10 protein-coding genes are annotated in these 12,762 nt (G+C 70.4%); 6 read left to right on the top strand and 4 right to left on the bottom strand.

Annotated features, from left to right (window positions below; genetic code table 11):
• The first annotated feature begins 88 nt into the window (after window positions 1–88).
• Complete coding sequence (locus K8625_RS11135; protein WP_223750782.1) at window positions 89–1,267, top strand: hypothetical protein; 1,179 nt, start codon at window positions 89–91, stop codon at window positions 1,265–1,267.
• Between the two features lie 213 nt (window positions 1,268–1,480).
• Window positions 1,481–2,896, top strand: a complete 1,416-nt coding sequence (locus K8625_RS11140; protein WP_223782703.1) for a fibro-slime domain-containing protein — start codon at window positions 1,481–1,483, stop codon at window positions 2,894–2,896.
• Between the two features lie 58 nt (window positions 2,897–2,954).
• Here the strand turns inward: K8625_RS11140 and K8625_RS11145 are convergent, their stop codons facing one another.
• Complete coding sequence (locus K8625_RS11145) at window positions 2,955–4,406, bottom strand: metallophosphoesterase (RefSeq protein WP_223782704.1); 1,452 nt, start codon at window positions 4,404–4,406, stop codon at window positions 2,955–2,957.
• A 232-nt stretch (window positions 4,407–4,638) separates the two neighbouring features.
• On the opposite strand from K8625_RS11145, the gene K8625_RS11150 reads away from it, so the two are divergent.
• Complete coding sequence (locus K8625_RS11150; protein WP_223782705.1) at window positions 4,639–6,246, top strand: DUF3466 family protein; 1,608 nt, start codon at window positions 4,639–4,641, stop codon at window positions 6,244–6,246.
• Window positions 6,247–6,303: 57 nt separating this feature from the next.
• Here the strand turns inward: K8625_RS11150 and K8625_RS11155 are convergent, their stop codons facing one another.
• The 3 genes from K8625_RS11155 to K8625_RS11165 all read right to left on the bottom strand — a co-directional run bounded on the left by K8625_RS11155 (window position 6,304) and on the right by K8625_RS11165 (window position 8,472).
• Entirely contained in the window at window positions 6,304–6,702 is a 399-nt protein-coding gene (locus K8625_RS11155; protein WP_223782706.1) for an SRPBCC domain-containing protein, read from the bottom strand.
• Window positions 6,699–7,016 carry a helix-turn-helix transcriptional regulator gene (locus K8625_RS11160; RefSeq protein ID WP_223782707.1) on the bottom strand — a complete coding sequence of 106 codons (318 nt, stop codon included), beginning with the start codon at window positions 7,014–7,016 and terminating at the stop codon, window positions 6,699–6,701. The genes K8625_RS11155 and K8625_RS11160 overlap by 4 nt, the downstream gene beginning before the upstream one ends.
• Before the next feature lie 85 nt (window positions 7,017–7,101).
• Window positions 7,102–8,472, bottom strand: a complete 1,371-nt coding sequence (locus K8625_RS11165) for a hypothetical protein (RefSeq protein ID WP_223750776.1) — start codon at window positions 8,470–8,472, stop codon at window positions 7,102–7,104.
• 269 nt (window positions 8,473–8,741) lie between these two features.
• Here K8625_RS11165 and K8625_RS11170 point away from each other — a divergent pair, with 269 nt between their 5' ends.
• From K8625_RS11170 to K8625_RS11180, 3 genes are read left to right on the top strand one after another with little or no spacing between them, the layout of a single operon-like run.
• Window positions 8,742–9,770 (top strand): MoxR family ATPase, encoded by a 1,029-nt coding sequence (locus tag K8625_RS11170; RefSeq protein WP_223750775.1) that lies wholly within the window; start codon window positions 8,742–8,744, stop codon window positions 9,768–9,770.
• A 6-nt stretch (window positions 9,771–9,776) separates the two neighbouring features.
• A complete protein-coding gene (locus K8625_RS11175; RefSeq protein WP_046716420.1) occupies window positions 9,777–10,655 on the top strand; it encodes a DUF58 domain-containing protein in 879 nt (292 codons plus the stop codon).
• Window positions 10,652–12,754: a BatA domain-containing protein gene (locus K8625_RS11180; protein ID WP_223782708.1), complete on the top strand. Its 2,103-nt coding sequence runs from the start codon at window positions 10,652–10,654 to the stop codon at window positions 12,752–12,754. Before K8625_RS11175 ends, K8625_RS11180 begins: the two co-directional genes overlap by 4 nt.
• Window positions 12,755–12,762: the final 8 nt, after the last annotated feature.

Consider the following 12,762-nt stretch of genomic DNA (forward strand, 5'->3'; position numbering starts at 1 on the left):
GTTGGTTGGCAGGCCGAGGAACCAGGACAGGTGGGCCTGCGGCCTACCTGCACCTTCCTGTAATGTCGTGCGCCGCGAGGAGGCGTCCATGAGCACCATCCCTCTCACCGTCGCGGTGGCGCCGCGCACCGGCTGGCTGGTCGACCGACGCCACGACTTGATTTCCACGGTGGGCGGCGCCTGCGCGAGCCTCATCCTTGTCGGACTTCATGCCGGGGCGGGGGTGAGCAGCCTGGCGTTGTGGTGGGCGTGGGTGTTGGTGCTGGATGGGCCGCACCTGTTCGCGACGGTGTCGCGCACGTACCTGGACGCGCGCGAGTGGAAGACGCGCAGGCGGCTGCTGTTGGGGAGCCTGGGCTGGTTCGCGCTGGGGCCGGTGTGCTTCGGGGTGTCGTTGCTCGTCGGCAGCAAGCTGCCGTTCGTGTTGTTCCTCACCTTCGCCGCGCTGTGGGCGTACTGGCACGTGGTGCGGCAGCACTACGGGCTGATGCGGTTGTACCAGCGCAAGTCGGGGGAGACGTCGCGGGTGGACCAGCGGCTGGACAGCGTGACGCTCTACGTGGGGCTCGTCGCGCCGTTCGTGGCGTTCGCGGTGACGCATCCGGGGGCGCGCAAGCAATTGGGGCTGACGGGGACACCGAGCTGGGAGCCGGTGGTCGCCGCGGCGTGCTTCACGCTGGTGGCGGCGGTGGTGCTCTTGAGCGCGGGGCGTCAGGTGTGGCGCTGGCGGACGGGGCAGCCGGTGAACGGGCCCAAGCTGTTGATGATGGGGGCGGCGGTGGGGCTGTCGGCGGTGGTGTTCTGGCCGTCGGTGTCCGCGCGGATGGACTTCATCATGTTCGCGGTGGCGGTGACGGCGTTCCACAACGTGCAGTACCACGGCATCGTCTGGTTCTATCACCGCAATCGCTATCACTCGGCGGGGGTGGACCCGGCGTCCTTCGGCTGGGCGCCGAAGGTGAGCCAGCGGTTCATCTTCTATGCGGTGTGCGGCATTGCCTTCACCTTGGCGTACCGGGGCCTGGGGTGTGGCTTCGGCGCGCATCCGGGCTGCGGCGTGTTCGACGCGAAGCTCGCGCTGGGCACGGGGCTGACGCTGCGGGACTTCATGGCCGGCTTCATCTGGGGCTTCGCCCTGCACCACTACTACCTGGACCAGCGCATCTGGAGGGTGAGCAAGGATGCGGGGCTGAACCAGGACCTGAAGCTGGACGGCGCCCTTTCCGCTGCCGCACGAAGTCCCCGGCCTCCGGTGCCGCCGGGTTGAAACCCTGTCGTGGCACCCTGGCTTCCGACCTCCCCACGGGCAGTCCCGACGCCCGGATCTACCCGCCGCCCGGCGACCACACTCCCGCACCGGGAGACACATGTAATCCAGCAACCAAAGCAAGCCAACTGATGGTGCGTTCCACGGAATGTCAGACGGCGGGAGCAGGATGCGCCCCGGCTCACGCCTCACCCACCTGGAATCCCATCGACAATGCAGACACTTCCTCAGTCCCCCCGACTGGCGAGCGTGTTGCTCGCCTCCCTCGTCGTCACGCTGTTCGCCTGCGGCCGCGAAGATGACGCCGGCCTCGCTCCGGTGAAGGACCCGTGGCAGTCCCCCGGGATGGAGCTGGAGCCCGGCTGTGGAGAGGCCGACGCCGGCCCCGCCACCGACGCCGGCCCCTCCGAGCCCGACGCCGGACCTCCTGAACCCGACGCCGGTTCCGCCCTCTGTGGCGACGCCATCAAGCACCCCTCCGAGGAGTGCGACGACGGCAACTACAACCTGGGCGATGGCTGCACGCCCCTGTGCAAGCGCGAGCCCCGCTGCCTCAACGGCAGCTGCGAGGCCCGCTGCGGCGACGGCCGGCTCGAGCCCAACTCCTCCGAGGCCTGTGACGACGGCAACACCGTGGCCCACGACGGGTGCTCGCCGACGTGCCAGCTCGAGCCGGGCTTCCTCTGCCAGGTCCTCGAGGCGCCGCCCCCTTCCGCGCTGGAGCTTCCCATCGTCTACCGTGACTTCCGCGGCTACGACCTGCCCGCCACGGGCGGCCTGCCGCGCGGCCACATCGACTTCCAGAACAAGAACGGCAGTGAGCGGGGCATCGTGGCCTCCACCCTGGGCCCCGACAACAAGCCCGTCTACGCGAAGGTCGGGGTGAGCTCGCTGACGACGCATGGCCAGTACGCGTTCGACCAGTGGTTCCGTGACGTGCCCAACGTCAACCTGCCGCTCGTCGGCAACCTGCAGCTCACGCGGACGCCTGACAACGAGTACCTCTACGACAACGCGTTCTTCTTCCCGCTCGACAACGCGGGGTGGGTCGCGGCGGGCCAGGAGCCCCTGCGCAACGACTACGGCGCCCCCGCGCGGCCGCGCAACTTCAGCTTCACCAGCGAGACGCGCCACTGGTTCCAGTACAACGGCACCGAGGTCATCCGCTTCCGGGGAGATGACGACGTCTGGGTGTTCGTCAACGGCCGGCTCGCGCTGGACCTGGGCGGCATCCATGGCCCCGAGACGGGCAGCGTCAGCCTGGCCGCGCTCGCCACCCCGCTGGGCCTCACGCCAGGCGGCGTCTACCAGCTCGCCGTGTTCCAGGCGGAGCGTCACACCACCGGCTCCTCCTACCGGCTGGGCCTCCAGAACTTCCACCACCCCCGCCAGTACACCGCGTGCATCCCCCACCCCCAGCTCCTGTGCGGCAACGGCACGGTGGACCCGGGCGAGCAGTGCGACGACGGCGTCAACGACGGCGGCTATGGCCAGTGCGCCGCGGGCTGCATCTTCGGGCCTCGCTGCGGGGACGGCGTCGTGCAGCTCTCCTCGGGGGAGCAGTGCGACGACGGCAACCTGAACAGCCAGGACGGCTGCAGCGCGTACTGCCAGCTCGAGCTGTTCTGAGTCCCGACGACGCCGCTTCCGAGGCACTCATTCCTCGGAAGCGGTGGCGTGAAGTGCCTCAGCGCACCCAGGACACGTTGGTGACGGTGAACTTCGAGCCGTCCGTCTTCTCGACGTTGGTGTAGGGCAGGTACACGCGCGACGAGAAGGTGTTCGCGGCGGTGTCGATTTCGATGAGCCGCGTCGGGTTCGAGGACCCGTCGTGGTAGGTGGTCAGCATCTGGTGGATGGTGTTGCCCTGCGTGCCCGTCACCGCGCGGTAGGCGTGCGTGCCCACGTGCCCGGAGAAGATGAACCGCACGTTGGGGTACAGCTTGAGCGCGTTGTCGAACACGTACTGGGGGCTGTTGTTGCCGTAGCCGCCGTTGCCCTGCTCGATGCCGCCGCCGCTGTTCTGGTGGGAGTGCGTCAGCACGATGACGTTGTGGTTCGGGTGCTGCGCGAGCACGTTCCGGGCCCACGTCACCGCGTCCGTGCGCGCCCACAGCTCCAGGCTGAGCACCAGCCAGTTCAGCCCGCCCGCCGAGAAGGTGTGGAAGGAATTGTCGCTCTTGCCCGCCTCGAACACGCCGCCCAGCCGGGTGAAGCGCGACGGCGGGAAGTAGGTGTTGAACGTGGTGGTGTTGCGCAGGTTGGCGTTCACGTTGCCGGGGCACGCGCTGCCGCCCGGGCAGGTGGCCGCGGTGTCGTGGTTGCCGATGGCGATGGCGTAGGGAATCCCCGCCGCGTCCAGCTTCTGGAAGGCGTTGCCCGCGCGGACGTACTGGATGTGGTCCGGCGTGTCCCAGTTGGCCATGTCGCCCGTGTGGCCCACGAAGCGGATGTCCAGCGCGGCCTTGTTGTCCGCGAGCCACTGCATGCGGTGGTCGATGAGCGTGGAGCTGGAGACGACCTCGTTCTGGGTGTCCGGGACGATGACCAGCGTGAACTTCGTGTCCACCGGCTGCGGCGTCGCGGGGGCCACGTGGAAGCGGATGCCCTGGTCCACCCAGCCCGCCGCGCTGAGCGCCGCGCGCTCCTGGGCGGTGATGGCGAAGCGGTGCTTCCTCAGCGTGTCGTTCGCGTAGCGGTAGACGGGCACCAGGCACGGCGAGGCCGTCGCCGACGCGAAGAAGCCCACGCCCTCGTCGGTGGTGAAGCCGCCCTGCGTCACCAACTGCTGCTTCTCCGCCGCGTCGATGGTCCAGAAGTGCTCGGTCCGACTCGGGCTGTAGATGCGATACACGGGAGACAGCCCCGTCCCCGTGATTCCCGAGGCCCGGAACGCCACGCCCCGGTCCTCCGTGTAGCCGTACGTCGTTCCCGCGTTCGTCGCCTCATTGGCGTTCAGCGTGTAGAGGCTGTCGCCATTGCTCGGCCGGATGCGGTGATACACGGGCGAACCCAGCGCGGCGCAGTCGAGCGCCGCCTCGCTGGACGCTGTCTCGGCGGGCTCCACGGGCGCGCCACCACCACACGCCCACAGCCCCGCCACCAGCGCCAAGGACCCCACGACTCTCCATGAACCCATGATGTCTCCTCTCGAAGGAACACGACTCGCTGCTCCTCGAAAGCCTCTTCGACCCGATTGACCCAGGCAACGACTTGATTCCTGGTCAATCCAAACATCGATGGCAAACAGGCCAAAACCGGACACGAGACATATATGCAACACGGTTGCATCAACAATCCGCACATGACATAACGCCCGTACCTCGAAGGCGCGTGAGCGCTCCGCCCTTCGCACCTCCCCGGGAACAGTCATGCATCCAAGACCCCTCCATCTGGCATTCCTGGCCGTCACGGCCGTCCTCATGGTGAGCTGCGGCTCCTCGGACGAGCCCGGGCCCGACGAGACCGCTGAGTGCAGCGGCCACGGCCACCTGCACGGCGACCACTGTCACTGCGACGAGGGCTACGTCGCGGACGGCCTCACGTGTGTCGTCGCCGGGGAGCCCGTCATCGAGTGCGGAGGCCACGGCCATCTGCACGGCGACCACTGCCACTGCGACGAAGGTTACACCGAGCAGAACGGCACCTGCGTCGTCGCCCCCGAGCCGGGCCTCGACTGCGGCGAGCACGGCCATGCACACGGGGACCACTGCCACTGTGACGAAGGCTACGTCGAGCAGGAGGGCACGTGTGTCGCGGCCCCCGTGACGGGGCCGGACTGTGGCGAGCACGGCCACGCGCACGGCGACCACTGCCACTGCGACGAAGGCTACGAGGAGAAGGAAGGCACCTGCGTGCCCCAGACGGAGCCAGTGCTCGACTGCGGCGAGCACGGCCACAGCCACGGTGACCACTGCCACTGCGACGCGGGCTACGTGGAGGTGAACGGCACCTGTGTCCCCGAGCAGCCGAACCCCGTGCTGCCCACGTACACCATCGTCCCCATCATGTACCCCTCGGGCAGCGGCAGCTTCGCGCTGGAGCTGAACGACGCGGGGCAGGTGGTGGGCAACGTGCGCTCGACGGTCATCACCGGCACGCCGCCGCCGCTCATCGCCTACCGCTGGAGCGAGGAGAGCATCACCGAGCTCGGCATCCTCCCGGGCAGCAACAACTTCAGCCGTGCGTACGGCCTCAACGCGAGCGGCGTGGTGGTGGGCGAGAGCGACAACAACACGCCCCGCGCCTTCCGCTGGGAGAACGGCGTGATGACCGACCTGGGCACGCTCGGCGGCGCGTCCGCGGTGGCGACCGGCATCAACGACAGCGGCGTCATCGTCGGCGGCGCGTCCAACGGCACCACCAGCCGCGCGTTCCGCTGGGTGGACGGGACGATGACGGAGCTGGGCTCGCTGGATGGCCAGGGCAACACGCTGGCCCGCGCGTGGGACATCAACAACGCGGGTGACGTGGTGGGGTCCTCGAAGAACGCGCAGGGCGTCACGCGCGCCACGCTCTGGACGGCCCAGGGCCAGCTGGTCAACGTCGGCGCGCTGGACGTGAGCCTCGCGAGCCAGGCCTACGCGGTGAACGAGTCTCGGCAGGTGGTGGGCTCCGCCGTCATCGGCGCCACGTCGGGCGGCTCGCCCATCTACAACGCCTTCACCTGGAGCGACGGCACCGTCCGGAGCCTGGGCACCCTGTCGAGCCAGCCCACCGCCATCCACAGCGAGGCGAAGGCCATCAACGCGTCGGGCTGGATTGTCGGCTACGTGGGCCAGTACCATGGCAACGCGTCGCTGGGCACCGCCGCCGCCGTGCTCTGGGTCGACGAGCGCATCCACGACCTCAACACGCTGATTCCCGCGGACAGCGGCTGGACGCTCCTGTCCGCCGAGGGCATCAACACCCGCGGCGACATCGTCGGCTTCGGCCGCTTCAACGGCACCAGCACCGCCTTCAAGCTCGTGCGCCAGTAGCCCCGACACAACACCGCGCCCCGTCCGACGACACACGCCGGGCGGGGCGCATGCGCGTCAGAGTTCCTCGGCCACCGGGGCGATGCGCGCGAGCACACCCGGCCAGCCGGGCTTCATCCCCTCGAAGGCGCGCCGTCCCATCGGCGAGTCCAGGTCGAAGCCCTCGTGCGTCAGCTCCAGCCGCGTCCCCGTGCCCTCCGACACCAGCGTCCAGGTGATGGTGGTGTTCAGCGCGAACTGGATGCGGAACAGCCGCTCGGGCTCCACGGCGAGCACCTCGCAGCGCTGCTTGCCCCACTGTCCCATGTCCATCTCGAAGCGGTGGCCCACCTCGGCGCGGATGTCTCCCGGGGCCCACCAGCGCGCCACGAGCGCGGGCTCGGTGAGCGCGCGCCACACCTTCGCCGGTGGCTGCGAATAGACATGGCTGACCCGAATCACTCCGGCGTCCTTCATGAAGCGTCCTCCTCGTCGAGAAGCTGTTCCAGGTCGCCGAGCCGCTGCTTCCAGTAGCGCTCGAACGTCTCCAGCCAGCCGCCGACCTCGGACAGCGGACGCGGGTCCAGGTGGTAGAAGCGCTCGCGCCCCCGAGGCTCCTCACGCACGAGGCTCGCCTTGCGCAAGACCTGAAGGTGCTCCGAGACCGCCGGCCGCCCCACGTCGAAGTGACTCGCCAGGTCCCCCACCTTGCGAGGCCCCTTGCGCAGCTGCACCAGAATCTCGCGCCTCACCGGATTGGCGAGCGCGGAGAAGACATCGACCTTCTGCATGCTCGAAGCAATACGTCGGAAACTTCCGACGCGTCAACTTCTTCCGACACATCGCCCTCGCAGGCCCGACGTGCGTCGGCTCAGGTCACCAGGGCGCGATTCGCCACAGGAGCGCCTCCTGGTTCCACGTCTCCCCTTCACCCTCGCGCAGCCAGCCCGAGGCGACCAGCCCCTGTCCCGGCATCGCCGCGAGCCCCGTCACCGCGAGCGTGCACTGGCCGCTCGGACACTCGCGCGCCCGCAGCACGCGCCGCGCCTGGTCCGAGCCGTCCATGGGATAGCGCGTGAGCACGTCGCCACAGGCCACGGAGACGGCGCCCGTCTCGTCCACCGCCGCGGCCACGCCCTCCTGGGCCTCCTCGCCGCACTCGGGCTGCTTCAGCCAGCGAACCTCGCCCTCCGCGCCCACGGCGAGCACGAACGGCCCCTGCGTCCCCAGCGACGTGCCGCCCCACACGAGCAGCCCCGCGAAGTCGCCCGCCACCGAGACGCCGCCCTGCGGCCCCACCGCCACCGCCGTCACCCGGCCCTTGGCCCCTGGCAGCTCTCGACCCCACACCAGCTTCCCCGCCTCATCGAACTCCAGCACCACGAAGCCGCGACGGCCCTTCGCGCCGAAGGACTCGCCGTCCACCTCCAGCGTGTCCTCGAGCTGCCCGGCGAGCACCACGCGCCCCGACGGCGCCAGCGCCACCGCGTGCAGCGCCGTCTCCTCGCCCGTCCCGGTGAAGCGCCGCGTCCAGCGCACCGAGCCGTCCGCCGCGTAGTGCGTCAGCACCGGGTCCTTCAGCGCCCCCACCCACTCCTCACCCGCCACCACCACGCCGCCGTCCGCGTCCGCCACCACCGACTGGGCCTTCTGCCCCACGCGCTGCTGCCACGTCGGCTCGCCGTCCTCGGAGAAGCGCACCAGGAAGCCGTCCTGCGCCGGGCCCAGCCCGAAGTTCGCCGGGTACAGGAACGCGTTGCCCGTGAGGAACACCGCGCCGTCCGGCCCCGGTGACGCCGCCACGCGCAAATCCGACAGGCGCTCGCGGGGGAACTCCCGCGTCCAGCGCGGCGTCCCATCCGCCGCGTACCGCCCCAGCACCACCCCCAGCCGCTCCCCGGCCACCGGCTCGCGGTCCGCGTCCTGCCGGGGCGTCTGCGACACCACCAGCACCACGTCCCCGTCGCGCCCCACGGCGACGCCGGTCCCCGAGTCGTCCTGGGGCCCGCCCACCCGGGCCTCCCAGGGCACCTGCGCACCCTCGCCCTCGGAGGGCGGCCGGGTGCCCGACTTCGGCGGCGTGCCCGAGCCCGAGTTGTCCCCGTCCGTGCCCGGCGCGGCCTCCTCCCCGGGGGGCTCCGGGCTGCCCGGCTCCGAGCCACACGCCAGCCCCACGCCCCACAGGAGGGCCAGCGGCGCGAGCCACCTCCAGCCCTGGAACCAACGCCCCGCTCGCTCTGACCGCATGCGTGCTCCCCGAGCCGCCGCCGTCCTTCGCGAGCCGGCTCTCCGGAGACGGTAAGCAGCGTGTCCGGGACGTGGCATTCCCCCTGCCCCTCGGGGGGAGACACCCGCCCGGGGGGCGTGCAGGCGACTGGGGGCCTCGGGGCCCCGTCCCCCGAGTGTGTGACAGCGGAATAGGCCCCCACTCCAACGGTTGCCACCGCACGACTCGGCCGCTCGGAAGGAGGAAACCGTTGGTCCGGGCGCCGCCCGCGAATTAAGAGACTCCTTCCATGGAAAGCGCCGCCCCCGCCCCACGTCCCGTGCCCGATGCCTCGAGCGACGACCTCCGCGCAGTCGAGGAGCTTGCCCAGGCCCGTAACGCCATCGTCGCTCAAATCGAGAAGCGCGTCGTCGGGCAGCGCGAGGTGGTGGAGCACCTGCTCATCTCGCTCTTCAGCCGGGGCCACTGCCTGTTCGTCGGCGTGCCGGGCCTGGCCAAGACGCTGCTCATCTCCACGCTGGCGGACGTGCTGAACCTGTCCTTCAACCGCATCCAGTTCACCCCGGACCTGATGCCCTCGGACATCACCGGCACGGACATCCTGGAGGAGGACCGCACCACCGGCCGGCGCAACTTCCGCTTCGTGCAGGGCCCCCTGTTCGCCAACATCATCCTGGCCGACGAGGTGAACCGCACGCCGCCCAAGACGCAGGCCGCGCTGCTGCAGGCCATGCAGGAGTACCGCATCACCGCCGGCGGCCGCACGTATCCGCTGGCCCCGCCCTTCCTCGTCTTCGCCACGCAGAACCCCATCGAGCAGGAGGGCACCTACCCCCTGCCCGAGGCGCAGCTGGATCGGTTCATGTTCCTGGTGGACGTGGGCTACCCCACCGCCGAGGAGGAGATTCAAATCGTCAAGAGCACCACCGGCGGCGAGCAGCCGACGCTCGAGAAGATTCTGTCGCCCGAGCGCATCGTCGCGCTCCAGGACCTGGTGCGGCGCGTGCCGGTGCCGGACCACGTGGTGCGCTTCGCGGTGGAGCTGGTGCGCAACACCCGGCCCAAGGAGGCGGGGGTTCCGGACTTCGTGGCGAAGAACGTGTCGTGGGGCGCGGGTCCTCGCGCCAGCCAGTACCTGGTGCTCGCGGCCAAGGCGCGCGCGATTCTCCACGGGCGCTTCGTGGCGACGGTGGAGGACGTGCGCGCGCTGGCGCGGCCGGTGCTGCGCCACCGCGTGCTGCCCAACTTCACCGCGGAGAGCGAGGGAATCACGTCCGTGAAGCTCGTGGACCAGCTCCTCACGGTGGTGAAGGGCTAGCGCCGCGTGCTGCTCGATGCCCAGACGCTGGCCCGCCTCAAGGGCGTGAAGCTGCGTGCCCGCGCGGTGATGGAGGGGGTGCTGTCCGGCCTCCACAAGAGCCCCCATCAGGGGCAGAGCGTGGAGTTCGCCGAGCACAAGGAGTACGCGCCCGGCGACGAGCTGCGCCACCTGGACTGGAAGGCGTACGGCAAGTTCGACAAGTACTACGTCAAGCGCTTCGAGCACGAGACGAACCTGCGCGCGGTGATGGTGGTGGATGCGTCCGCCTCCATGGGCTACCAGAGCGGCGCCTTGTCCAAGCTGGAGGTAGCGACGACGCTGGCGGGCGCGCTGTCGTACCTGCTGGTGCGTCAGCAGGACGCGGCGGGCCTGGCGCTGCTCACGGGTGGCAAGTGGAAGGACGTGCCCCCGCGAGCGTCCGCGGGCCACCTGAACGTGCTGCTCGACACGCTGGATGCGACGGCGGCCGGCGGCACCACGGACCTGGGCAGCGCGGCGGACCACCTGGCGGAGGTGCTGCCCCGGCGCTCCACCGTCATCGTCCTGTCGGATTTGCTCGACGAGAAGCAGGACGCGCTCAAGCGGGTGCTGGCGCTCAGGCAGCGCAAGAACGACGTGTCGCTGTTCCACGTCGTGGACCCGGCGGAGCTGACGTTCCCCTTCGATGACCCCACGCTCTTCATGGACATGGAGGGCGAGGGCCGCATCGAGGTGAACCCGCGTGAAATCAAGGAGAGCTACCTGGAGGAGTTCCACGCCTTCCTGGCGAACGTGAAGGCGTCGTGCGCGGAGGCGGACGTGGACTACGAGCTGGTGCGCACGGACGAGAAGCTGGACGACGTGCTGCTGCGGTACCTGGCGCGGCGCGGGAGGCGCGGGTGACGTTCGGCAATCCGTGGATGCTGCTGGGCGCGCTGGGCGCCCTCATCCCCCTGCTGGTGCACCTGTTCGACCGGCGAAGGCCGCGTCCCCATCCGTTCGGTCCGCTGGCCTTCGTGTTGAGAAGCCAGAAGCGCACCGCCAGCCGCCTCAAGTTGAAGCGCCTGCTCCTGTACGTGCTGCGCACGCTCATCCTGCTGGCCATCCCCATCGCGCTCGCCAGGCCGGAGCTGACGCGCGACGCGCAGGCCGCGCAGGTGGTGAAGGGCCCGGCCGCGACGGCCATCATCCTGGACGCGTCCCTGTCCATGCGCTGGTCGGACGGCACGTCGCTCTTCGAGCGGGGCCGGGACGAGGCGCGCGACGCGCTGAGGGACCTGCTGCCCGAGGAGCCCGCCACGGTGGTGGTGTGCACGGGCTCGCCCGCGGCGCCGCCGCCTCCGGGGTTCGACCGGGGTCGGCTGCGCGCGCTCGTGGACGAGGCGAAGCCGACGTACGGCGGCGCGGACCTGTCGCGCTGCATGGACCTGGCGGCGCGCTCGTTGGAGGAGAACCCGATGCCGGCCAAGCGGCTGGTGGTGGTCTCCGACATGGCGGCCACGGCGTTCCGGCTGGAGGCCCCGCCGCCCACGGTGAAGGGGCCCACGGGCGCGCCGGTGAAGCCGGAGGTGGTGCTGCGCGACGTGGCCGAGGGCAAGGAGACGCTCGCCAACCACGCCATCGTCGACCTCAAGGTGGAGCCCGCGCTGCAGGCCGGCCCGCGCGCGTTCCAGTTCACCTTCACGGTGCGCAACTTCGGGACGGAGGCAGTCAAGGATTTGGAGGCCGCGGTGCGCACGGGCGAGACGACGCTGGCCAAGGGCTTCGTCGACGTGCCCGCCGGTGGCACCACGCAGAAGGCGCTCACGGTGCGCTTCCCGCAGGGCGGCACGGTGGTGGGCCAGGTGACGCTCGCGCCGGACGCGCTGGCGGAGGATGACCGACGGGCGTTCGTGCTGCCGGTGCCCCGCGCGCTCAAGGCGCTGGTGGTGAACGGCGCGCCGCACGCGACGCGCTACCGGGACGAGGCCTTCTTCGTGGACGCGGCGCTGACGGCGCCGGGCTCTCCGGTGGAGGTGGCCGTGCGCGACGCGGAGGTGGGGCTGCGCGAGGACTTCTCCACGTACGACCTGGTGCTGCTGCTCAACGTGGCGGCGCCGAACGCGGAGGAGGCGGCGCGGCTGTCCACCTTCGTGGAGAACGGCGGCGGCCTGTTCGTCAGCATGGGCGACCGGGTGAACACGGAGGACTACAACCAGAAGCTGGGCGCGGTGCTGCCCCGGCCGCTGCGCGTGCTGCGCACCAGCGCGGAGCGCGACACGGACCCGGAGGCGGAGACGAAGGCGGCGCGGCTGGCGCAGGTGAACCAGGAGCACGTGCTCTTCTCGCCCTTCACCGGGCGCGCCGAGGAGGGCCTCGTGGGCGCGCGCTTCTACCGCTACATGCTGCTGGAGGCGGACAACCCCACGTCTCCTGGTGCGAGCCAGGTGCTGGCCACGTACGAGGACGGAGCTCCCGCGGTCGCGGTGATGCGCAAGGGCAAGGGCCGCGTGGCGCTGTTCACCAGCACGGTGGACCGCGACTGGAGCGACTTCGCCATCCGCACCAGCTTCCTGCCGCTGATGCAGCGCTTCGCGGCGTACCTCACCGGCTCGCTGGAGGAGCGCGAGGAGGTGCGCGTTCGCGTGGGTGAGCTGGCGAGCTTGCGTCCGGAGGGCTCGCAGAAGGTGACGGCGGTGAAGGCGCCGGACGGCTCGGAGCTGCCGCTGAAGGAGCAGACGGAGGGCTCCGTCGTGGCGGGGCCGGTGCTGGAGCCGGGGGCGTACTCGGTGCTGGGCGCGGAGGGGAAGATGGTGCCCGCGCTGTCCTTCGCGGCGACGCTGGACCCGGCCGAGAGCGACTTGACGCGCGTGCCGCAGGAGACGCTCACCGCGTACTTCGGCGAGGAGACGGTGAAGGCGTCCAGCGGCGACGAGGACCGACCTTCGGTGCCGCTGTGGACGTGGCTCATCCTGGCCGCGTGCGTGGCGTTCTTCTTCGAGGGCACGCTGCTGCGCAAATAGACTTCGGG

Origin of the sequence: Myxococcus sp. AS-1-15, from assembly GCF_020037055.1 — a bacterium.
Lineage (GTDB): Bacteria > Myxococcota > Myxococcia > Myxococcales > Myxococcaceae > Myxococcus > Myxococcus fulvus.

Excerpts from the sequence above, each read along its gene's own strand:
- K8625_RS11135 (WP_223750782.1), top strand. The coding sequence starts at position 89 with ATGAGCACCATCCCTCTCACCGTCGCGGTGGCGCCGCGCACCGGCTGG.
- K8625_RS11140 (WP_223782703.1), top strand. The coding sequence starts at position 1,481 with ATGCAGACACTTCCTCAGTCCCCCCGACTGGCGAGCGTGTTGCTCGCC.
- K8625_RS11145 (WP_223782704.1), bottom strand. The coding sequence starts at position 4,406 with ATGGGTTCATGGAGAGTCGTGGGGTCCTTGGCGCTGGTGGCGGGGCTG.
- K8625_RS11150 (WP_223782705.1), top strand. The coding sequence starts at position 4,639 with ATGCATCCAAGACCCCTCCATCTGGCATTCCTGGCCGTCACGGCCGTC.
- K8625_RS11155 (WP_223782706.1), bottom strand. The coding sequence starts at position 6,702 with ATGAAGGACGCCGGAGTGATTCGGGTCAGCCATGTCTATTCGCAGCCA.
- K8625_RS11160 (WP_223782707.1), bottom strand. The coding sequence starts at position 7,016 with ATGCAGAAGGTCGATGTCTTCTCCGCGCTCGCCAATCCGGTGAGGCGC.
- K8625_RS11165 (WP_223750776.1), bottom strand. The coding sequence starts at position 8,472 with ATGCGGTCAGAGCGAGCGGGGCGTTGGTTCCAGGGCTGGAGGTGGCTC.
- K8625_RS11170 (WP_223750775.1), top strand. The coding sequence starts at position 8,742 with ATGGAAAGCGCCGCCCCCGCCCCACGTCCCGTGCCCGATGCCTCGAGC.